The sequence below is a fragment of the Cognatishimia sp. SS12 genome, assembly GCF_028369055.1.
Classification (GTDB): Bacteria; Pseudomonadota; Alphaproteobacteria; order Rhodobacterales; family Rhodobacteraceae; genus Cognatishimia.
Genome location: NZ_JAQNCZ010000002.1, coordinates 341,729 through 361,118, shown reverse-complemented (window position 1 = coordinate 361,118; position 19,390 = coordinate 341,729). Strand labels below are relative to the sequence as shown.

At 59.5% G+C, this 19,390-nt stretch carries 22 protein-coding genes; 10 read left to right on the top strand and 12 right to left on the bottom strand.

Annotation, left to right across the window (positions count from 1 at the left end):
* The first annotated feature begins 35 nt into the window (after positions 1-35).
* Positions 36-1,253: a 3-deoxy-D-manno-octulosonic acid transferase gene (locus N6L24_RS06405; RefSeq protein WP_271843831.1), complete on the top strand. Its 1,218-nt coding sequence runs from the start codon at positions 36-38 to the stop codon at positions 1,251-1,253.
* Positions 1,253-2,257 carry a tetraacyldisaccharide 4'-kinase gene (gene lpxK / locus N6L24_RS06400; RefSeq protein WP_271843830.1) on the top strand — a complete coding sequence of 335 codons (1,005 nt, stop codon included), beginning with the start codon at positions 1,253-1,255 and terminating at the stop codon, positions 2,255-2,257. The genes N6L24_RS06405 and lpxK overlap by 1 nt, the downstream gene beginning before the upstream one ends.
* Positions 2,258-2,308: 51 nt before the next feature.
* On the opposite strand, the gene N6L24_RS06395 is transcribed toward lpxK, so the two are convergent.
* Positions 2,309-2,968, bottom strand: coding sequence for a DsbA family protein (locus N6L24_RS06395; protein ID WP_271843829.1), 660 nt, complete (start codon positions 2,966-2,968; stop codon positions 2,309-2,311).
* A 14-nt stretch (positions 2,969-2,982) separates the two neighbouring features.
* The gene (locus N6L24_RS06390) at positions 2,983-3,483 is read right to left on the bottom strand and encodes a DUF721 domain-containing protein (RefSeq protein WP_271843828.1); all 501 of its coding nucleotides are present in this window, start codon (positions 3,481-3,483) and stop codon (positions 2,983-2,985) included.
* Between the two features lie 84 nt (positions 3,484-3,567).
* Here N6L24_RS06390 and mutY point away from each other — a divergent pair, with 84 nt between their 5' ends.
* Positions 3,568-4,617 (top strand): A/G-specific adenine glycosylase, encoded by a 1,050-nt coding sequence (mutY, locus tag N6L24_RS06385; protein WP_271843827.1) that lies wholly within the window; start codon positions 3,568-3,570, stop codon positions 4,615-4,617.
* Positions 4,618-4,688: 71 nt separating this feature from the next.
* Positions 4,689-5,822: an alkane 1-monooxygenase gene (locus N6L24_RS06380; protein WP_271843826.1), complete on the top strand. Its 1,134-nt coding sequence runs from the start codon at positions 4,689-4,691 to the stop codon at positions 5,820-5,822.
* 15 nt (positions 5,823-5,837) lie between these two features.
* On the opposite strand, the gene N6L24_RS06375 is transcribed toward N6L24_RS06380, so the two are convergent.
* The 4 genes from N6L24_RS06375 to N6L24_RS06360 form a co-directional block, all read right to left on the bottom strand.
* Positions 5,838-6,500: a PEBP family protein gene (locus tag N6L24_RS06375; RefSeq protein ID WP_271843825.1), complete on the bottom strand. Its 663-nt coding sequence runs from the start codon at positions 6,498-6,500 to the stop codon at positions 5,838-5,840.
* 190 nt (positions 6,501-6,690) lie between these two features.
* Positions 6,691-7,806 carry a site-specific DNA-methyltransferase gene (locus N6L24_RS06370; protein ID WP_271843824.1) on the bottom strand — a complete coding sequence of 372 codons (1,116 nt, stop codon included), beginning with the start codon at positions 7,804-7,806 and terminating at the stop codon, positions 6,691-6,693.
* Between the two features lie 114 nt (positions 7,807-7,920).
* A complete protein-coding gene (locus tag N6L24_RS06365; protein WP_271843823.1) occupies positions 7,921-8,553 on the bottom strand; it encodes a ribonuclease HII in 633 nt (210 codons plus the stop codon).
* Between the two features lie 112 nt (positions 8,554-8,665).
* Complete coding sequence (locus N6L24_RS06360) at positions 8,666-9,148, bottom strand: hypothetical protein (RefSeq protein ID WP_271843822.1); 483 nt, start codon at positions 9,146-9,148, stop codon at positions 8,666-8,668.
* 169 nt (positions 9,149-9,317) lie between these two features.
* Between N6L24_RS06360 and N6L24_RS06355 the strand changes: the two genes are divergently transcribed.
* Entirely contained in the window at positions 9,318-9,620 is a 303-nt protein-coding gene (locus N6L24_RS06355; RefSeq protein WP_271843821.1) for a hypothetical protein, read from the top strand.
* Positions 9,592-10,296 carry a hypothetical protein gene (locus N6L24_RS06350; RefSeq protein ID WP_271843820.1) on the top strand — a complete coding sequence of 235 codons (705 nt, stop codon included), beginning with the start codon at positions 9,592-9,594 and terminating at the stop codon, positions 10,294-10,296. Before N6L24_RS06355 ends, N6L24_RS06350 begins: the two co-directional genes overlap by 29 nt.
* 5 nt (positions 10,297-10,301) lie before the next feature.
* Here the strand turns inward: N6L24_RS06350 and arfB are convergent, their stop codons facing one another.
* The 6 genes from arfB to N6L24_RS06320 all read right to left on the bottom strand — a co-directional run bounded on the left by arfB (position 10,302) and on the right by N6L24_RS06320 (position 15,418).
* The gene (gene arfB / locus N6L24_RS06345) at positions 10,302-10,721 is read right to left on the bottom strand and encodes an alternative ribosome rescue aminoacyl-tRNA hydrolase ArfB (RefSeq protein WP_271843819.1); all 420 of its coding nucleotides are present in this window, start codon (positions 10,719-10,721) and stop codon (positions 10,302-10,304) included.
* A gap of 257 nt (positions 10,722-10,978) precedes the next feature.
* Complete coding sequence (locus N6L24_RS06340; protein ID WP_271843818.1) at positions 10,979-11,602, bottom strand: queuosine precursor transporter; 624 nt, start codon at positions 11,600-11,602, stop codon at positions 10,979-10,981.
* Between the two features lie 69 nt (positions 11,603-11,671).
* Positions 11,672-12,574, bottom strand: a complete 903-nt coding sequence (locus tag N6L24_RS06335; RefSeq protein WP_271843817.1) for an esterase-like activity of phytase family protein — start codon at positions 12,572-12,574, stop codon at positions 11,672-11,674.
* Entirely contained in the window at positions 12,547-13,458 is a 912-nt protein-coding gene (mepA, locus tag N6L24_RS06330; protein WP_271843816.1) for a penicillin-insensitive murein endopeptidase, read from the bottom strand. Before mepA ends, N6L24_RS06335 begins: the two co-directional genes overlap by 28 nt.
* Complete coding sequence (locus tag N6L24_RS06325; RefSeq protein WP_271843815.1) at positions 13,455-14,792, bottom strand: MFS transporter; 1,338 nt, start codon at positions 14,790-14,792, stop codon at positions 13,455-13,457. The genes mepA and N6L24_RS06325 overlap by 4 nt, the downstream gene beginning before the upstream one ends.
* Positions 14,793-14,845: 53 nt before the next feature.
* Positions 14,846-15,418 (bottom strand): acyl-CoA thioesterase, encoded by a 573-nt coding sequence (locus tag N6L24_RS06320; protein ID WP_271843814.1) that lies wholly within the window; start codon positions 15,416-15,418, stop codon positions 14,846-14,848.
* A gap of 126 nt (positions 15,419-15,544) precedes the next feature.
* Here N6L24_RS06320 and N6L24_RS06315 point away from each other — a divergent pair, with 126 nt between their 5' ends.
* The 4 genes from N6L24_RS06315 (at position 15,545) to N6L24_RS06300 (ending at position 19,379) form a co-directional block, all read left to right on the top strand.
* Positions 15,545-15,826, top strand: coding sequence for a YggT family protein (locus N6L24_RS06315; RefSeq protein WP_271843813.1), 282 nt, complete (start codon positions 15,545-15,547; stop codon positions 15,824-15,826).
* A 103-nt stretch (positions 15,827-15,929) separates the two neighbouring features.
* Positions 15,930-17,966, top strand: coding sequence for a DNA helicase RecQ (recQ, locus tag N6L24_RS06310; RefSeq protein WP_271843812.1), 2,037 nt, complete (start codon positions 15,930-15,932; stop codon positions 17,964-17,966).
* A 29-nt stretch (positions 17,967-17,995) separates the two neighbouring features.
* The gene (yaaA, locus tag N6L24_RS06305; protein WP_271843811.1) at positions 17,996-18,772 is read left to right on the top strand and encodes a peroxide stress protein YaaA; all 777 of its coding nucleotides are present in this window, start codon (positions 17,996-17,998) and stop codon (positions 18,770-18,772) included.
* 43 nt (positions 18,773-18,815) lie between these two features.
* Positions 18,816-19,379, top strand: coding sequence for a helix-turn-helix domain-containing protein (locus N6L24_RS06300; RefSeq protein WP_271843810.1), 564 nt, complete (start codon positions 18,816-18,818; stop codon positions 19,377-19,379).
* The last annotated feature ends 11 nt before the right edge of the window (positions 19,380-19,390 follow it).

The following is a 19,390-nucleotide window of genomic DNA, read 5'->3' as shown; positions in this document are numbered from 1 at the left end:
AGGGCCAATTTGGCCCCAAGCAGCCACAGGCATCCATGGCCCCAACCCTTTCACTAACGGCGTATCTGGCAATCGCGCGACGCGAAGCCCAAGGCTGGCACCCCCCCGAGCGGGCGCGATCCGCCGTGCCGATGATCTGGATACATTGCGCTGACACCAGGCGGGCGCGGGCCATGGCCCATCTTGGGCTGCGCCTTGCCGCGCAGCGCGGCGACGCGCAGGTCCTTTTGACGGTGCCTGCACGCACACGTAACCTCCCCGGGCTGCCCGACGGTGTGACGCTGACCAGCGCACCTGGCGAAAACCCCAACGACATCGGAAAATTTCTTGACTATTGGCACCCCGAGGTTCTGATTTACCTGGGGCCCGATGTGCGCCCGGCGCTCACGTTGAAAGCCCATCAACGCGGCATCCCCCTGTTTCTGATTGACGCGGACGAGCTGCGCCTTGAACTGCGCAGCGCGCGGTGGCTGCCCGATACGCTGCGCGCCACGCTCAGCCTTTTTACCCATATCTTTGCCCGTGATGCGGCCTGCGGCTTTCGCCTCAGGCGCATGCTGGGCACGCTTGCCCCCGTAAGCGACAGCGGCCCGGTTTTGGACGAAAGCCCCGCACTTGGCTGCAATGAAACCGATCTAGAAGAACTAAACAGCAGCCTGCGGGCCCGGCCGCTTTGGTTGGCGGCCCATGTCCAGCCGCAGGAATTGCCCATCATTCTGATGGCCCACCGCGCGACCATGCGGCTGTCGCCACGACTGTTGCTGATCCTGGTGCCTGATTCTGCCGCAGATGCCGCAGCCATGCGCGATGAGTGCAAAGACGCGAGTTGGCGCGTGCGCAACTGGGATGACGCAGAAATGCCCGAAGAACGAACCCAGATCCTGCTGGCCGAAAACCGCGAGGAACTTGGCCTGTTTTATCGTGTTGCCCCGATCAGCCTGATGGGCAGCTCGCTGGTGCCGGGCAAAGGGGGGCGCAATCCGCTGGAGCCCGCAGCGCTTGGCTCGGCCATTCTGTATGGACCGGGTATTCGCAATCACCTTGACGCCTACTCTCGGCTGGCGCGCGCAGGCGCGGCGCGGATCGTCAAAGATGCCGATAGTCTTTCTGCGGCGTTGGCCAACCTCATGGCCCCGGATCAAGTCGCGCAAATGGTGCATGCCGGATGGGAGTCGGTCTCGGAAGGGGCCGTGGTGGTCGATCACATCGTGGATGTCATCAGCGATCATTTGGACAAAACAGGAGGCCGCTGATGCGCGCACCCGGATATTGGCAGAACCCGCCAACAACGCCCGGCTGGCAGGCCCGTTTGCTGGCCCCCATCGGGCAGATTTACGCAGCAGCGACTGCCCGTCGTGTCGCGCAAAATCCTACGGTGAAAGCTGACGTGCCAGTGATCTGTATCGGCAACCTAAATGCCGGCGGGACGGGCAAAACGCCCACGGCCATTGCAATGCTGCAGCATCTGCAGGCGCGCGGGTATCAGCCCGCCGTGGTGTCGCGTGGCTATGGCGGCCAATTGGAAGGCCCTGTGCAAGTCAACGAGCGTCAGCACCGTGCGGATCAGGTCGGAGATGAACCGCTGCTGCTGGCCGCGTTTGCACCAACTTGGGTTGCCAAGGACCGGGCCGCAGGGGTTAAGGCCGCTCAGGCGGCGGGCGCAGAGATCATATTGCTGGATGATGGGTTCCAGAACCCATCCGTTCACAAGGACCTGTCGATCATCGTCGTGGATGCGGCACGCGGCTTTGGTAACGGCAGATGCATCCCGGCCGGCCCTTTGCGCGAGCCTGTCCAAACCGGATTGGCGCGCGCAGATATTGTTCTGTCGATCGGGGACGCAGAGGCGCAACAGACATTTAGACAGACCTGGGGGCCACAGCTGACGGTGCCACAGGTCGCCGGGGCGCTGATGCCGCTACAAACCGGGATGGATTGGCAGGGCACACCTTTTTTGGCCTTTGCGGGCATCGGATATCCCGAAAAATTCTTTGCCACGTTGCGCCAATTGGGCGCAACGCTGGTGCAGACCCATGCGCTGGATGATCACCAGCCTCTGTCCAGCAGTCTATTGGCGCGCCTTGAGGCGGATGCACGCAAATTGGGGGCGCAGCTTGTGACCACGGAAAAAGATGCGGTGCGGCTGCCAGCATCCTATCGCCCCAAGGTTTTGACCGTGCCTGTGCGCCTGCACATCGACGATTGGGCACCCGTGGATGCGCTGCTAAAGCGCCTGCTGGACCGGAAGAGCAAATAAAAACGCCCACCGATGGCGGGCGCTTTTCAATCACGTTTTGAAACCCAGGCCTTACAGCTGGCCGTCCAGAATTTCTTTCATGTCGGCATACGGCATGTTGCTGTATTTTGTGCCATTGATCACGAAAGACGGTGTGCCGGTGATATCATCGGCTGCGGCATTGTTCTGATACCATGCCACCAGTTCTTTGGCGTGTTCTTCGTCTTGGATGCAGCTTTGCAGTTGCTCTTCGCCCAACCCAGCCAGACGGCCAACTTTGCGAATCGCATCAGCAATCGCGACCGGATCACCCGCACGGGCCCAGTCAGATTGGCTCTTGTACAGCAGATCAGAGATCCCAAAGAAACGTTCCTGACCGCCGCAGCGTGCAATCAGAGACGCCCAAAGACCATAGCGATCAAAGTATACCTCGCGATAGACGAATTTCACTTTGCCGGTGTCGATGTAATCCGCCTTGAGCTGCGGATAGACCGTCTGGTGGAAATTCGCGCAATGCGGGCAGGTGTAAGACGCATATTCGATCATGGTGATCGGTGCGTTTTCATCACCCAAAAACATCTCGGGGATGCCGGATGTGTCCAGATCATTGGCTTGCGGTGTTTCCACCGTGGTCTGCGCATTGGCGCTGTTGCCGGAATCGCGCGTCACGAAATAGACGGCACCGGCAACGGCCAGCGCCAGGGCGACGACGATAGGGATAATGCGGTTCATTCCTGAAACCTTCCTCAGTTTTTTGACTTCGATAGAACGTTTGTGGCCAGAAGTTCAAGGGCTTGTCGCAGCCCTTCGTCCTGAACCGGGGCCGCCATGTGCTGCGCCTCTTTCACTGCCTGCGGATCGGGCGGGGATGCCGCGGGTTTGGGCGCTGCGGCAAACCGGGCTTGCCCCTCGGAAAATCCGACAGGCGCGGTCTGTGTCAGACGGATCCGCGCAATCGCGTTATACCCGTAAGCGGCATTCACCTTTTCACGCAGTTTCTCTTTCTGCATTTCCAGCATCGGGGCCTGCGCGCCGGTGGTCAGCACCGTCAGCGTGGCGCCAAAGCCCTGGCGACCGTATTTCACATCGACCGGGAGACAGATGGCGGCCACATCCGGGCCGACGATTTCAGCCCAATGGGTCAGCACCCGGGTGACGGCAAACCCACGGGTTTCACCCGCTTTGCGAATGCGATCACGCAGCAGGGTGGACGTGCGTTGAAAGCCTTTGTAGGAGGGTCTGCGCATCAGGGCTTGTTTCCATAAATTCCAGCCTATCATAAACAGAGTTAAGGCATAGGCCAATGCCGTCCACCGATGGGGATATAACAGTTGTGTGACCAGCCAAAAGCCGCCGATCTGCTTGAATGGTACGACCACAACGCCCGCAAAATGCCGTGGCGCGTCAGCCCGACGGACCGCGCCATAGGGGTGGTGCCAGATCCCTATCGTGTCTGGCTTTCGGAAATCATGTTGCAGCAAACCACGGTCGCGGCGGTGCGCGCCTATTTTCTTGATTTCACGCAGCGTTGGCCCACGGTCGCGGACCTGGCGGCTGCCAAAGATGCCGATGTCATGGCCGCCTGGGCGGGGCTGGGGTATTACGCCCGTGCGCGCAACCTTTTGAAATGCGCCCGCATGATTGTGCAGGACTATGAGGGGAAATTCCCCAATGATCACGCGGCGTTGCTTCGCCTGCCGGGTGTTGGCCCCTATACCGCCGCTGCCCTCAGTTCCATCGCCTTTGATCACCCGGAAACCGTGGTGGACGGCAATGTAGAACGGGTGATGTCACGGCTCTTTGACATCCATACGCCACTCCCTGCCGCCAAGCCTGAACTGACCGCCCTTGCAGCAACGCTCACACCACACGACAGACCCGGAGATTATGCGCAGGCTGTCATGGATCTTGGCGCGACGATCTGCACCCCCAAGAACCCGGCTTGCGGGCTGTGTCCCTGGCGCGCACCCTGCCTGGCGCGACAAACAGGCACCGCCGCCGAGCTGCCGAAAAAGACCCCCAAAAAACCCAAGCCCATTCGCTTTGGCTCTGTCTATCTCGCCCAGCGTGTCGATGGGGCCTATCTGCTGGAGCGGCGCCCGGACAGCGGGCTTTTGGGCGGCATGCTGGGCTGGCCCGGTACCGATTGGGCCGAGGGGGAAACCCCCGCCTCAGAGGCCCCGATCAAGGCAGAATGGAAAACCTTGAATGCCGAGGCCCGGCATACCTTCACGCATTTCCATCTGCGCCTGAAGGTGCTGACCGCACTGGTGCCGATGGACCGCACGCCGGCGCAAGGAAGCTTTGTGCCTGCCGCAGAGTTCGACCCGTCCGATCTGCCGACCGTGATGCGCAAGGCCTTTGACCTCACGAAAGCCTAATCGCTGCATTGATCCTTCTTCTTGCTGGGCGCATGATGCACCCAAAGCGTCACAAACAGACCGGAGCAGGCATGCAGCAGGTGAAAGCACAGCCCAGCACATGGAAAGCGCTGCCATTCTGGCTGCCGCTGCTGCTGATCCCGCTGATCTGGGTCAGCGCGGTGCAGGGCGGTTGGTGGGTCATCAGCGTCCCACTTGCGACTTGGTATCTCTTTTCTCTGCTGGATTCTCTGACCGGGTTAAACCAGGAAAACCTCGACCCTGAGACGCCTGACACCGCGCTTTTCTGGTATCGCGGCGTCACTTTGGTCTGGGTGCCTTTGCAATTCCTGACGGTGTTCGGATTGATCGCCTATACCGTGGATGCGCCGCACCTTGGTGCGGCAGAGCGCATCGGGCTCTTTTTTGGGCTGGGGGTGGTCACGGGCACGATCGGCATCAATTTCAGCCATGAGCTGATGCATCAGCGCAACCGGCTGGAACGCTGGCTAGGCGATGGTCTGCTGGCAATGGTGCTTTATTCCCATTTCCGCAGCGAGCATCTGTTGGTGCATCATCGCTATGTCGGCACGCCGCGCGATCCGGTGACAGCACGCTATAACGAAGGGTTTCACAGGTTCTTTCCGCGTGTACTGCGTCAATCGCTGCTGAGCGCGTTTCGCGCCGAGAAAGCCATGCTCGCCCGAAAGGACCGCCCTTGGCACGACCTGAAAAATCCGTTTTTCCGCTATTGGGCGCTGCAGCTGGCCATGTTGCTGCTGGCGCTGCTGCTTGGTGGCTGGCTCGGGCTTGCGCTGTTCTTCTGGCAGGCATGGATTGCCATCTGGCAGTTGGAACTCGTCAATTATGTGGAGCACTATGGCCTGACCCGCGAACATCTGGGGGACGGGCGCTATGAACATGTCAAACCGCGCCACAGCTGGAACGCCGCCCATCGCGCCACCAATTGGTTGCTGATCAACCTGCAACGCCATTCTGATCATCATTACAAACCAGATCGGCGCTTCCCGCTCTTGCAAACCTATCGCGCGGAAGAAGCCCCGCAGATGCCCTATGGCTATCCGATCATGACTATGGCGGCGATGGTGCCCCCGCTCTGGCGGCGGATCATGAACCCGAAAGTGCGCGCCTGGCGCAAGGCCAATTATCCGCAAATCACGGATTGGAAACCCTACAACAAAGCGCGCACTCCGATGCCGCGTTAACGCGGGCTGAGCAGATCAATTGCCAATTGTCGCACGGCAAAGCACGATATTGTCGCGCTCCAGATCCGCGCTCCAGATCAGATGCGCTGCGTCATCCCATGAAATACGGTCATAGCCATCTTTGGGGCGCACCGCCTGTTCGCTTTGCTCGATCGCATTGGCCCAGCCGCTATCGTCAAAGCCGGGTTCCGTCCAGCCAGCGGGCGCCGCGCTGATGGTGCCCGCGCAGGCCCCGACGCCGATCTGCGGATTGCTGGATTTCGCGCAGGCGGACTGCACCGGTGCGTGGTGGATCACCTCGCATTTCCAATCGGCAGACGACGCCCCGATCACCTTGCCATTGGCCGAAAACTGCAGGATCGCACCGCCATCGCCCATCTGTTGCTTGCGGCTGCCAATATATTCCAGACCAGTATCATTCTCCATGAAATCGCGCAGCTCTACGGCCACGGTCATCGGCAAGGCAGCCTGAAACCGCAGAGTTTCCGCGTTAAACGACCGCTCGGTTTTATAGGCCACGGAATCTTCCCCGACCTTTTCGCCATTCACATGCAGGGCAAACCAATTGTCGACCCAGATCTCGGCGGTGATGTCTTCGGCCGCAGCACTCAGCGCTGCGCAGGCCAGCCCGCCGGCAAGAACAAAGCCAAGTGGTTTTGAAAAGGATTTGCGTGTCATTTTCGTCCTCAAAATTTGGGTAGTGTTAGAAACTGATACGGGGCTAGCACCGTCTTCCGTCGAAAAAAAGCCCCGCCAAAGGCGGGGCAAGTCATGGTGCATGTGTCGTCAGTCCACAGGCACCGGCGGTACCTCTGTTCGGGGGGGGGCGCGGCGCGCCGCCCCTAGGGTGTCCTTGTGAAACTGAGTGTCAGTTGGGTCGCGTTTCCATTTCAGCCCGGATTTCCTGGCGCAGAAGGTCAATCGGCACCTTCTTGCCTTCCTTTTTGTATGTCCAATAGGTCCAGCCATTGCAGCTCGGTGCGCCCTCATAGGCGGCGCCAACCTGATGGATCGAGCCTTTGACATCTTTGCCGACCAAAGTGCCGTCGGCCCGGACCTTGGCCTTGTAGCGCCCGTTCATCGAATAGAGTTCTTCGCCAGGACGCAGCATGCCGCGCTCGACAAGTTGCCCGAAAGGGACACGCGGTTGCGCCCGTTTCGAAGTGGAAACTTCCAGCGCCTCGCGATCATATTTCTTAACCGAAGCAATGCGCTTTTCAGCGACCTCGCGGTATGCCTCTTCGCGCTCAATGCCGATGAATTCGCGGCCTAGCATCTTTGCAACTGCGCCGGTGGTGCCGGTGCCAAAGAAGGGGTCCAGCACGACGTCACCCGGGTTGGTGGAGCCGACCAGCACGCGGTGCAGCAGAGATTCTGGTTTCTGCGTTGGGTGCGCCTTGGCACCGTCTTCGTTTTTCAGGCGCTCGTGACCTGTACAGATCGGCAGCACCCAATCGCTGCGCATCTGCACACCTTCGTTCAATGCCTTCAGCGCTTCGTAATTGAACGTGTATTTGCCACCTTCAGATTTCGAGGCCCAGATCATGGTTTCATGCGCATTGGTAAAGCGTTTGCCCCGGAAATTCGGCATCGGGTTCGATTTGCGCCAAACCACATCATTGAGGATCCAGAACCCTTGGTTCTGCAGCTCGGCCCCCATGCGGAAGACATTGTGATAGCTGCCGATCACCCAGATCGCGCCATTGGGCTTCAGCAGGCGGCGCGCCGCCTTCAGCCAGTCGCGGGTGAATGCGTCATAGGCCGCGAAGGACGAAAACTGATCCCACTCGTCATCAACCGCGTCCACTTTGGAATTGTCCGGGCGGTGCAAATCACCCTTGAGCTGAAGGTTATAGGGGGGATCGGCGAAAATCAGGTCGACCGACTCTGCGGGTAGACTGTTCATCACATCGATACAGTCCCCGGCGAGGATCGAGTTCAAAGGGAGCTCTGTCGAGCCCTTTTTCTTAGCTTTATTCGTCATTTTACTGCCTCAGTATGTCCGGCGCTTGTGCGCTCTTAGATAACCGGCACTTTTGTGCTCTATGGTTATCCACAGGATCAACTAAAGCGGATTCCGCGTCAATTTCTTTTTGAATCAAGAAGTTAGGTTTTTAGCTTGATACAAGATGTTGTGTATCGGCTTAAAGGAACGCCTATGATGTGGTGTTATCCCCAGCCTGTGGATAGATTGCAGGTGCTCTTTGGTGGGGTATCCCTGATTTCTTTCCCAGCCATATCCCGGAAACTGTTGCGCCAATGTCGCCATCATCCGATCACGCCAGGTTTTGGCAACAATCGACGCCGCCGCGATGGAGACAGAGGTCGCATCGCCTTTGATCACCGGATCAGCCGGAAGCGTCAGCGCCTTGGGCAGATGTTTGCCATCCACCAGCGCAAAATCCGGCACCACCGCCAGATTCTCAATCGCGCGGATCATGGCCAGATGGCTGGCCTGCAGGATGTTGATCTCGTCAATCTCGGCAACCGTCGCCTCGCCGACACCGACAATGGCCATATCCAGAATTTGCGCATACAGCGCCTCGCGCCGTTTTGCCGTCAGCTTTTTGGAATCATTCAGCCCCTCGGGAATGCGCGCCGGATCCAGGATCACGGCGGCGGCAACCACCGGCCCGCACAAGGGGCCGCGCCCCACCTCGTCCACGCCGCATACGCGGCTTGCCCCGCCAGCCATGGCCGCTGTCTCAAGATCGAAATCTGGTAAAGTCATACCGCATGGCAAAGCCTACGGCAGCGCAAAGCGCAAGAAAAAACCGGCGCCAGGGGTCTGGCACCGGTTTCCCGGGGGCGGCGGGGGACATGCCGTTGCCCCCTGCTCGACCTCAATTGGATGCGAGGCGATATCCGTTGTGGCGCAGGCAGCGCAGCTGATAGCCCCGGCGCGGACCATTTTCGGTGCGCACCCGCGTTTTACAGGCCTGCGGCAGGCGGTCAGCATGGCGATAGCTGCGGTCCAGACAGTATTTGCTCATCATGCGCACACGGCCATCGCGGGTGTGATAGGTGCGCAGGCAGGATGCTGGCAGGGCGCGATTGCGGTGACGTTGATCACGGTTTTGATCCGCGCGGTGCTGCCCATCGCGGCGCCAACGCTCATCGCGCGGGTTCACATAGATCGGCGCGTTGCGGGTTGAGGCTTCGGCACGGTTGTTGCTGACGGCTTTGCCAATAATGATCAGCGCGGTCGCGCCAAACAGAAGTTTTGCCAGATCGTCGTTTCCGGCCCGTGCCGGAGCGGCGGACAATGAAATCCCTGTCACGGTGACAGCGGCGATCAGAATGGATGTGATAAACTTGCGCGACATCATAAAACCTTTCAACTTGGGTACAGCGCCACCGGGTGGCACAAAGGGGATGCCCAAGCCTGGCTGGCACGACGCAAGACAGGCAATATCGGTGCGCTGCTATCGGATAACAGAGCTGCAAAACGCTGAAGTTATTGAATAACGCGGCCCCTCACCGCAAAGTGAGCGTATGACACATGCATTGATCCGAATCCTTCCAGCCCTCGCCTGCATCGCAGCCGTCACCTTCGCCAGCGGTGCTTTGGCAGAGGATTGTTTTGCTGATTACAAAGCCAAGCAGAATGACCCGCTGCGGCTGCATTATGGTGTCGCTGAAATCAGTGGCAGTTGCACGGCAAGTCAGGCGCAACAAGAGTTGTCCCCCCGCCTTGCACCAGACGGTTGGGTTTTGTTGAATGTTCTGTCAGTGTTTGACGCATCCGGTTTGGACTCAAGGAAAGCCGATGCAGGACAATTCTACCTCCGCTATTGAAGCGCGTCAGATCGGCAGCCGCGTGGTGACGCTAGGCGTCATCGCAATTGTGGCTGTGCTGATTGGGGCCGGCATTCTGCTGCTCTTCGCGCTGCCTGACGCCAACGCCTTTAATGCGCGGGTGGAGCGATTGTTTGTCGAAAACGATGATCTGACCCGGCAGGCCGACCTCAAGCTGCTAGAAATTCTTGCCCAGTCCGGCACCGCCTTTGCCGAGATCCTTGCCAGCTATCGCATGGTGATCTTCGTGCTGCTGATCTTTGCCACCGGCATGATGGTGGCGGCACTGGTCTTTTTGGTGATGCTTGTCGCGATGAACCGGCGCATGGCGCAGATCGAGCGCGCGGGCATACAGGTCAACTCGCTTCTGATCAGCCGTGAGGAAAAGAAAGTCTACCTGAATGATATGGGCTTTAAGCTGACCGATGCCGCGCTGGAAACCTTGTCGGTCCTGGCTGAGGCGCGGATGGATGATGACGTGCTGTCCGGGATCGAGATTGAGGCGATGATTTCCGGCAAACCGGCCGCCGATTGCGAAGAAGCCGCCGGCGCAACCCGTATCAAACGGCTGCGCGACAGTCTGGGCAATCAACTGGTCAGTGAGCTGCTGGTCAAAAACATCGCCCGGCGCGGCTATGTTTTGGGCATCGACAAGGATGTCATTCGCATGCGCTAACGCGCTCAGTCGTCCTCAACTCGGCCGCGCAGGGTTTTGACCTGCCCCCGCACCTTTTTCGCCTTGAGCCGCCGCTGCTGGCTGCCATAGGTTGGTTTGGTGGCGATCCGGCGTTTGGGTTTGACCAGGGCTTTCTGGATCAGCTCCGCCAGGCGATCCCGCGCAATGTCGCGGTTGCGCGCCTGACTGCGGGTTTCATCGCATTGAATAACAATCGCGCCATCTTTGGTCCAGCGGCGCCCGGCCAAGCGGCGCAGGCGCGCTTTGACGGGTCCCGGCAGATTGGGCGAGCGGTCGGCTTCAAATCGCAACTCAACCGCCGTTGCAACCTTGTTCACATTCTGCCCGCCCGGCCCCGAGGCGCGCATGAACTGTTCGGTCAGTTCCCAATCCTCAATGGTGATCTGTTCGTTGATGACAAGCATGACAGCAAATGTAGTGACATTAGTTGAAACGAAAAGGGCTGTTCCTACGCGGGAACAGCCCTTCGAGATGTTGGGAGGTGCGCCGGTTAGGCAGCAACCAATTCAAAGTTCTTGCACACCAGGGGCTGCCCTAGGTACCGTCCCTCAGAACTGTTCCGACACCGTTCTCCATTACTTCTCTAGACAATGGGCACCTCCTTTCAAGCTAATTTGCGTATGAGTAGGTTGCCACAGATTTTCTAGATGTCAAAACAAAATCATGTGGTGGTCTTGATAACCGACCCCATGATGATGCGGAAAGGCACAAGTGCCAGTACCGCAAGCGACAGTTTGACCAGCCAGTCAGCGAAGGCCAATGACACCCATAGAGGGGCCTCCGGGCCCATACCAATAAGGGGTACGGCGTCCCCGGCCCAGCTGACATCATTGCCCGGCTCAAGAAAGCGCAGCGTGCCGGAAAAGGCGATGCTGAAAAATAAGGCAGTGTCGATGCTGGACCCCACCAGAGTGGAGGCCAAGGGCGCGCGCCACCATGCACCGGCGCGCAGCCGATCAAAAATGGCAACGTCGAGCAACTGCGCCGTGAGGAAGGCAATGCCGGACCCAAGCGCAATGCGCAGTGTGACCAGCGGGCCAAAATCGCCCTGAATCTGCGTCCCAATCAGCGAGCAGATCACGCCGACGACGAAACCGGCAAACACGACGCGGCGCGCAGCGGCGACGCCATAGATGCGGTTCATCAGGTCAGTGACAAGAAATGCAAATGGATAGGTGAAGGCCCCGTAGGTGAGCCAGTCCCCATAGAGAAATTGCACGAGGATATTTGAGGCCACCACAATAGCGGCCATGGCAAGAATGCCCGGAAGATAGATCGTTTTCATTGTTGGAACCGTTTTACAAGGTGGCGGCGACTCGGCCCTACCCGCGCGGCAGGACGGCCCCCTATACTGCTAGGATCCCACCTGATCAAGTTTTGCGGGCAAAACGTATTCGACGATCTCTGTCCGTTGGTAGAACAGGAAATTGTCATCCGAGATCATGGTCAACCGCAGCTGCCCCGCTGCATCCTGCCAAACGGCGAGCCCTTCGAGGTTGTCATGCCGCCCCGTCGCAGTCCGCAAGAGCATCACTTCGCCCGTCACCGTGTCGCCGGAAATGTCAAAACGGCGCACCTGTGTGCGAAAGCCAAAGCCGCGAAAATCGCGTTCCAACAGGTACAGTTTACCATCCGGGCCAAAATCCGCGCCGACCGGCAGATACCCTTCGCGGCGTGGCAGGTGGAAGGGGACGCTCCAGGTCCCGCGATCATAGCGATAGACCGGAATTACATCCTTGTCCTTGGGATCCTCGGGCATGGTATAAAGCCGATTGCGGTCATCGACCGCCAAGGCCTCAAGCGAGCCGTTGTTGCGCATCCGCTTGAAATCTTCGTGCCGCTCTATGCCAGCGGCCTGGGCGCCGAACTGCATATAGGCCCAGACCCGATGCGCGCCCTCAAAGGACACATAAAGCCGCCCGTCCTTGCGAATGGCCAGCCCTTCGGTGTCGCGCTGATGCCGCGACTGCACTTCGCCTTGCAGCCCATAGATCGGGCTGTCTTTGGTCAGCGCGACGCGCGCAATACGCCCGGCATCCCGCGTCAGCGTGCCTTCGACAATGCGGCCACGATCAGAAATGGCAACAAATCCCGTACCATCATCGGACAATTCGATGCCCGAAAAGCCGCCGAACCAGTCGGCGTTGTGATGCCATTTGGTGGACGACACAAATTGCGCCGCACCGTCAGGTGTTGCGCGCACTTGCCAGCCCAAGAGAAGGGCTGCGCTCAGCGCGATTGCAAGACGTTTACGCATTGATTGGGAAGATCCGCAACTGTCAGTTCTTTTCGTGGTTTTGGGGGCGGTGCATTTGGATCGGGCGGGGGCGGATTGAGGATATTGTTCACCCAGACATCCGCATCCTTGCAGCCATCCCCGGCCGGGGGCGGCGCTTGGTTCACGCAGCCCGCCGCGCCATCAGGACAGTTCAGGCGCACATGAAAATGGTAATGGTGTCCCCACCACGGGCGCACCTTGCGCAGCCAGCTGCGATCGCCGGTTTCGTCCTTGCACATCTGCACCTTGGCACCGGGGAACACAAAAATGCGCGCAGTGCGCGGATCCTGCGCCGCAGCCTTGAGGATCTCATGGTGCTGGCGTGTCCAATTGCCATTCACATAGGCCCCATTGGCGCGGCGTGTAGAAATCGAGCTGAGGCTTTCGCGTTCCGCCACCGTTAGATCAAGCCGCTTGGGCGGTAGCATCCAGACATCAATATCCATGCCGATCTGGTGGCTGCGGTGACCGCTGAGCATTGGGCCGCCGCGAGGCTGACTGATGTCGCCGATATAAAGCCCCGCCCAGCCGGGCTGCGCTGCGGCCTTGGCGGACAGGCTGCGAATAAAATCTATGGTTTCTGGATGCCCCCAGTTGCGATTGCGCGACAGGCGCATCGCTTGCCAGGTCGGGCCGGTTTCAGGCAACATCGCGCCGCCGGCGATGCAGCCTTTGGCATAGCTGCCATAGGGGGCCGCCGATTGCACAGACGCGCTGGTTTTTGCGCCAAACAGTTGCCGGGCCTCGACGCCCTGCATTTCAGGCGGAATTTCCTGCCGCGAGGAAACGCGCGCATTTTCCGGTTCGGTTTGACAGGCCGCCAGCCCGCAGGCCGCGGTGATCATGAGAAGAAGTCGCCTCATGCTGCTCTATCCCCTTCTGCTTTCACCCAGCGTAGCAGAACCAGACCGCAAAGAAAGAGCGCAATCAAAGGCGTGATGCCGATCTGCTGACTTCCGCTGATCTGGGTCGCAAGGCCGATCGTCAAGGGCGCAACAAAGCCGGTGGCTTTACCCGCGAGTGCATAGAGCCCAAAGGCTTCGGTCATATGGGCGGGATCGGCTTGGCGCACCATCATCGTGCGGCTCGCCGATTGCAGCGCGCCGCCGGCGGCACCAATGACCGCGCCCAGACCGTAGAATATCAGATCCGGCAGTTTGGACTCGGGCGCCTGCGGCATACCGAACACCGTCTCGCGACTGATGAACATAATGGCCACAGCCACAAGCGTCAGCAGGCAAATGCAGGTCACGATCACCGGGCGCGGACCAAAACGCGCATCCAGCCGACCGCCGACAACCGCAAAAATCGCGCCCGACACGATGGCCAAAATGGCAAAGGCACCGATATCCGGGACGCTCCAGTCCAAGACACCAGCGGCGTAGATACCGCCAAAGGCATAAATCCCGTTCAGCCCATCGCGATAAAGCATCGAGCTGCCAAGATAGGCAAAACGTGACGGGGCTTGCGGCAGGTTGCGCACCGTATGCACGACCTGGCGCAAGGCGGATCTGACCGCGCCTTTCGGGGCCGGCGCGGTTTTGGGGTCTTTGACCCACAGAAAAAACGGCACCATGAATATCACGTACCAGATCGCCACCAAAGGACCCACCGCGCGGGTGCCTTCGCGCGCTGCGGCCTCCAGGCCCAGGGCCGGGTCACGTCCCAACAGTGTTTTGCCGGTCTCGGCATTTTCCGCAAACAGCGTGAGAACAATGACCAGAGCAATCAGCCCGCCGAGGTACCCAAAGGCCCAGCCGTTGCCGGAAATACGCCCGATCTCGTCCTTGGTGCCCAGGTCTGGCAGCATTGAATTGGTGAAGATGGTGGCGAACTCCATGCCGAATAGGCCAATCGCAAAGACAACAAGCGTCAGAACCGGATCAAAATTGCCCGGCGCGGCCCACCAGAGGCCAAAGGACCCAATCACATACAGCACTGAAAACAGCCAGATCCAGCGCAGGCGGTTGCCCGAGCTGTCCGCTGCCGCCCCCAGAACTGGCGCGCAAATGGCGATGACGATGCCCGCAGCGCCTATGCCCATGCCCCACAAGGCCTGCGCCTCAGCACCGCTGCCCATGAGTTCTTTGAAATAGGGTGCAAAGATAAATGTCAGCAGCAGAGTGGTATAGGGTTGGCTGGCCCAATCAAAAAAGAACCAGCCCCAGATGCGGCGGCGTGCAGAATGCTGTGTCATGACGTTCCCCTTTGAAAAAGGGGTTCGCATCAAACATCGTCAATGGCAACTGTTTACTCGGCTGCTGCCTGTGGTTGTGCCGCGGCATGGCAATCCTGCATAGGCGGCCAGGGACGCGCGCTTTCGGCGTCAATCCATTTTGTCACCCACTCGTCAAGCACCGGCGACGGACCGACATGCCCCATCTCGGCGGCAACTTTTGCCGGGGCGACCATGCCAGCTTCGCTGACGATGGCCACGCGGAACACCGCATGATTGGCGCACTCGCCCGATTTTTTCCAAAGCGATTGTTCCATGTACAGAAACTTGTCATCCCAACCGATCGCGCGCGTTTGCATGGTGAATTTCTCCATGATTAGTAAACGCCGCCGATAGCGCACGACGCTGCCCGCAATCGTTAGCCCCCAGCGGTTCGCGCGCATGATCTTCGTCAGGCCGCTGCGAAACCCAAGACTGACGCGCCCAAGGTCATAGAATGTCAGCGTGCGGCCATTGTTCAGCTCCCCCCAAGGATCAATATCCCAGGGCATGCAGCGATGGCTGGTGGTCAGCGTGTCAAACATCGCCAAGGCTGGTTGGCGTTTTGCCTGAAGAGCGGTGGTGATCAAACGGATTAATGGGTACATCGAAACTCTCCTTGCCCGATGCATTCCGCCCCCCGCAGCAAAGGTCAACAACGACCTCGCGGCACTCTTGCCCTTTTGCGCGCGGCGGCTTAATTCTGTCAGCAACAACAAAGAGGACATCGACCTATGATGGCGATTTACGGGCCGCTGCGGCTGATTTTGGATGCCGTGTTTTTTATCATGATCGTCCACATCATCATGAGCTGGCTGATCAACTTTAACGTCCTCAATCTGGGTCAGCAGTTCGTGGCGCAGGTTTGGTATGGTTTGAACCGCCTGCTTGAGCCGATTTACCGGCCGCTGCGCAATATTCTGCCCAACACGCACCCGCTTGATCTTGCGCCGCTGGTGGCCTTTATCATCGTGATTTCGCTGCGTGATTACATTTTGCCCGCCATTCTTCTTTAAGGGGTCTGGCTGACAACAGTTGGCACCACCACTTGTGTCGCTGACTCTGATGTGATTCAGTCTCTGCAAGAAGCAGTATCAAGAAACATTTGCAGGACTTTTCATGGCGGCCGCCACGCTGTTGCGCGATATCTTTGGGTTTGATGCGTTCCGTCCCGGCCAGGAAGAGATTGTGACCGCCGTCAGTCAGGGCCAGAATGTTCTGGCAATCATGCCCACCGGCGGCGGCAAATCGCTGTGTTTTCAACTTCCCGCTCTGATCCGCGATGGCGTGACCGTTGTCATCTCTCCGCTGATTGCATTGATGCGCGATCAGGTGCGCGCCCTGCGCGAAGCCGGGGTTGAGGCCGGGGCGCTCACCTCGGGCAACACCGAAGAAGAAACTGCCGCGGTCTGGGACGCGCTGGATGCTGGGCGGCTCAAACTACTCTACATCGCGCCGGAACGTCTGGCCGCGGGCGCTGCGCTTGGCATGTTGCGGCGCATTGGCGTGTCGCTGATTGCGGTGGACGAAGCGCATTGCGTCAGCCAATGGGGCCATGATTTCCGCCCCGATTACCTGCGTATCGGCGAATTGCGCCGCGCACTTGATGTGCCGCTGGCGGCCTTTACCGCAACTGCCGATGCCGAGACCCGCGAAGAGATCATCCGCCGCCTGTTTGACGGCGAAGCGCCCGCAACCTTTCTGCATGGGTTTGATCGGCCCAATATTCATTTGGCCTTTGCGGCCAAAGACAACCCGCGCCGCCAGATCTTGGAATTTGCCGCCGCGCGCAAGGGGCAGTCAGGCATCGTCTATTGCGGTACACGCGCCAAAACCGAAACCTTGGCCAAGGCGCTGAAGGATGAAGGGCATCTGGCGCTGCATTATCACGGCGGCATGGAGGCCGAAGACCGCCGGATCACCGAAACGCGGTTTCAGCGCGAAGATGGGCTGATTGTCGTGGCCACCGTGGCCTTTGGCATGGGCATCGACAAACCCGACATCCGCTGGGTCGCCCATGCGGATCTGCCCAAATCCATCGAGGCCTATTATCAGGAAATTGGCCGCGCGGGCCGTGATGGCGATGCCGCCGAAACCTTGACGCTGTTTGGGGCCGATGACATCCGCCTGCGCCGGTCGCAAATTGACGAGGGGCTTGCCCCGCCCGAGATGCGCGCAGCAGATCACGCGCGGCTCAATTCCCTGCTTGGTCTGGCCGAGGCGCTCCGCTGTCGGCGCGCAACGCTGCTGACGTATTTTGGCGAAAGCGATGTGCGTTGCGGCAATTGCGATCTTTGCGATGCCCCGGCCGAGGTGTTTGATGGCACCGAAGCGGTGCGCAAGGCGCTTTCGGCGATCCTGCGCACTGGCGAGTGGTTTGGCACCGGCCATCTGATTGACATACTCTTGGGCAATGAAACCGACCGGATGCGCGAAAAGGGCCATGATGCTTTGCCTACCTTCGGCGTGGGGCGCGAATTTGACAAACGCCAATGGCAGGCGGTCTTCCGGCAGATGATGGGGCATGATCTGATCCGCCCGGACGCAGAACGCCATGGCGCGCTGCGCATGACCGACGATGCGCTGCCCATTCTCAAGGGCGAAGCCAGCATTGAGCTGCGCCGCGACAGCCTGCGCAAGGCATCGCGGCAACCTGCGGTCAAAACCATGGTCAGCGAAGAAGATGCGCCGCTGCTCTCGGCGCTCAAGGCCAAGCGCCGCGCCTTGGCCGAAGCCGCCCGAGTGCCCGCCTATATCATTTTCAACGATCGCACCCTGGTCGAAATGGCCGAACGTCGCCCGGACACGCTGGACGCTATGGCGCGGATCGGCGGCGTTGGTGCCAAAAAACTAGAGCGCTATGGCAATGACTTTCTCGCGGTAATTACCGGCGCGACCGAAGAGCTGCACCCCAGCCGCCGCAAACTGGCGGGACGCGAAGCCGGATCGCTCTATGATCGGCTGCTCGAAGCACAGGCCACATTGGCGCGCGGCCCGGAGGGGATCGACAAACCGCTGTCCTGTTCCGCCGGCCTCTTGGCCAAGGTTGCCTCCGCGCGGCCCACCACCTCAGATGCCATTGGGCGGCTGCTCGGCGACAAGCGGGCCGAACGGTTTTCTGACGCCTTCCTCACCATTTTGCGCGAAGCGGACTGACCCGCCGCGCCGCCCAGATAGGACACCACATGCTTGTCGTGATATCCCCTGCAAAACGTTTGGATTGGGCCGAAACCCCCAGCGAGATGACCACCCCGGCCCTGCATTCAGAGGCCGAAAAACTGGTGAAAACCGCGCGCAATCTCACGCTTGGCGATTTGCAAAAACTGATGGCGCTCAGCCCGGATCTGGCGCGGCTGAACCGCGATCGGTTTCAGGCCTTTGAGGCTGCACCGAGCGCTGCCGTGACGCGCCCGGCTGTCTATGCTTTTGCTGGTGACACCTATGTCGGACTTGAGGCCAAGAGTCTGGACGCCGAAGAAATCGCCTGGGCGCAAGAGCATCTGCGGATTCTCTCGGGACTCTATGGTGTGCTGCGCCCGCTGGATGCGATTCAGCCCTACCGCTTGGAAATGGGCAGTCGCCTTAAGACGCGCCGCGGTAAGAACCTTTATGAGTTCTGGCGCGATGCGCTTTCAAAATCTCTGAATGCGCAGGCCGAAGAATTGAATACCGATGTGCTGGTGAATTGCGCCTCGCAAGAATATTTTGGGGCTGTTGACCTTAAGGCCCTCAAGCTGCGGGTTATCACCCCAGTCTTCATGGAAATGAAGGCGGGCACGCCAAAAATTGTCAGCTTCTTTGCCAAAAAGGCCCGGGGCAGCATGGCACGTTATGTGATCGAGCGGCGGTTGACGGACCCAGAAGCGCTGAAGGATTTTGATCTGGGTGGCTATCAATACCAGCCTGAGATGAGTGACGGGGACCGCTGGGTATTCATGCGCGACTATCCTGTCGCGCCGTGAGCGATTATTGACTTTGCGCCCCGGGCACGGCAGGTGATACCCCATGAACACAGATAGTGAAATTCTCAACCTTTTGCCTGCCCGCCTGAAAGAGGCGCGCCGCGCACAAGGTCTGTCGCTGGATGCGGTCGCAAAGCTTTCGGGCGTGTCGCGCTCCATGGTCAGTCAGATCGAACGCGGCGAAAGCAGCCCAACCATTGCCACGCTCTGGAACCTCACGCGCGCGCTGCAAGTGGATTTTGCCGGGCTGCTCGAGGACGGCGAAACCGCCGATCGTGTCGAGGTGCTGCGCTCTGCCAACACGCCCAGCATCGAAAACCGCGGCGAGGGGTGCAACATCCGTATTCTTTCGCCCCCAGAGGATGCCGGGCATCATGAACTATATGACCTGCGCTTTCGCGCAGGCGGCAAGCTTGTCAGCGACGCCCATAGCCGCGGGACGCGCGAGCATCTGACAGTGATCGAGGGACATGTTCGGGTGATTTCTGGATCGGCCGAAGAAGACGTCTATTCTGGCGACACCGCGCGCTATCAGGCAGATGTACCGCACCGGATCGAGGCGCTGGGCGGACCCGCTCATGCGTTATTGGTCGTGCAAAACGCTTGATTGCCTTCAAA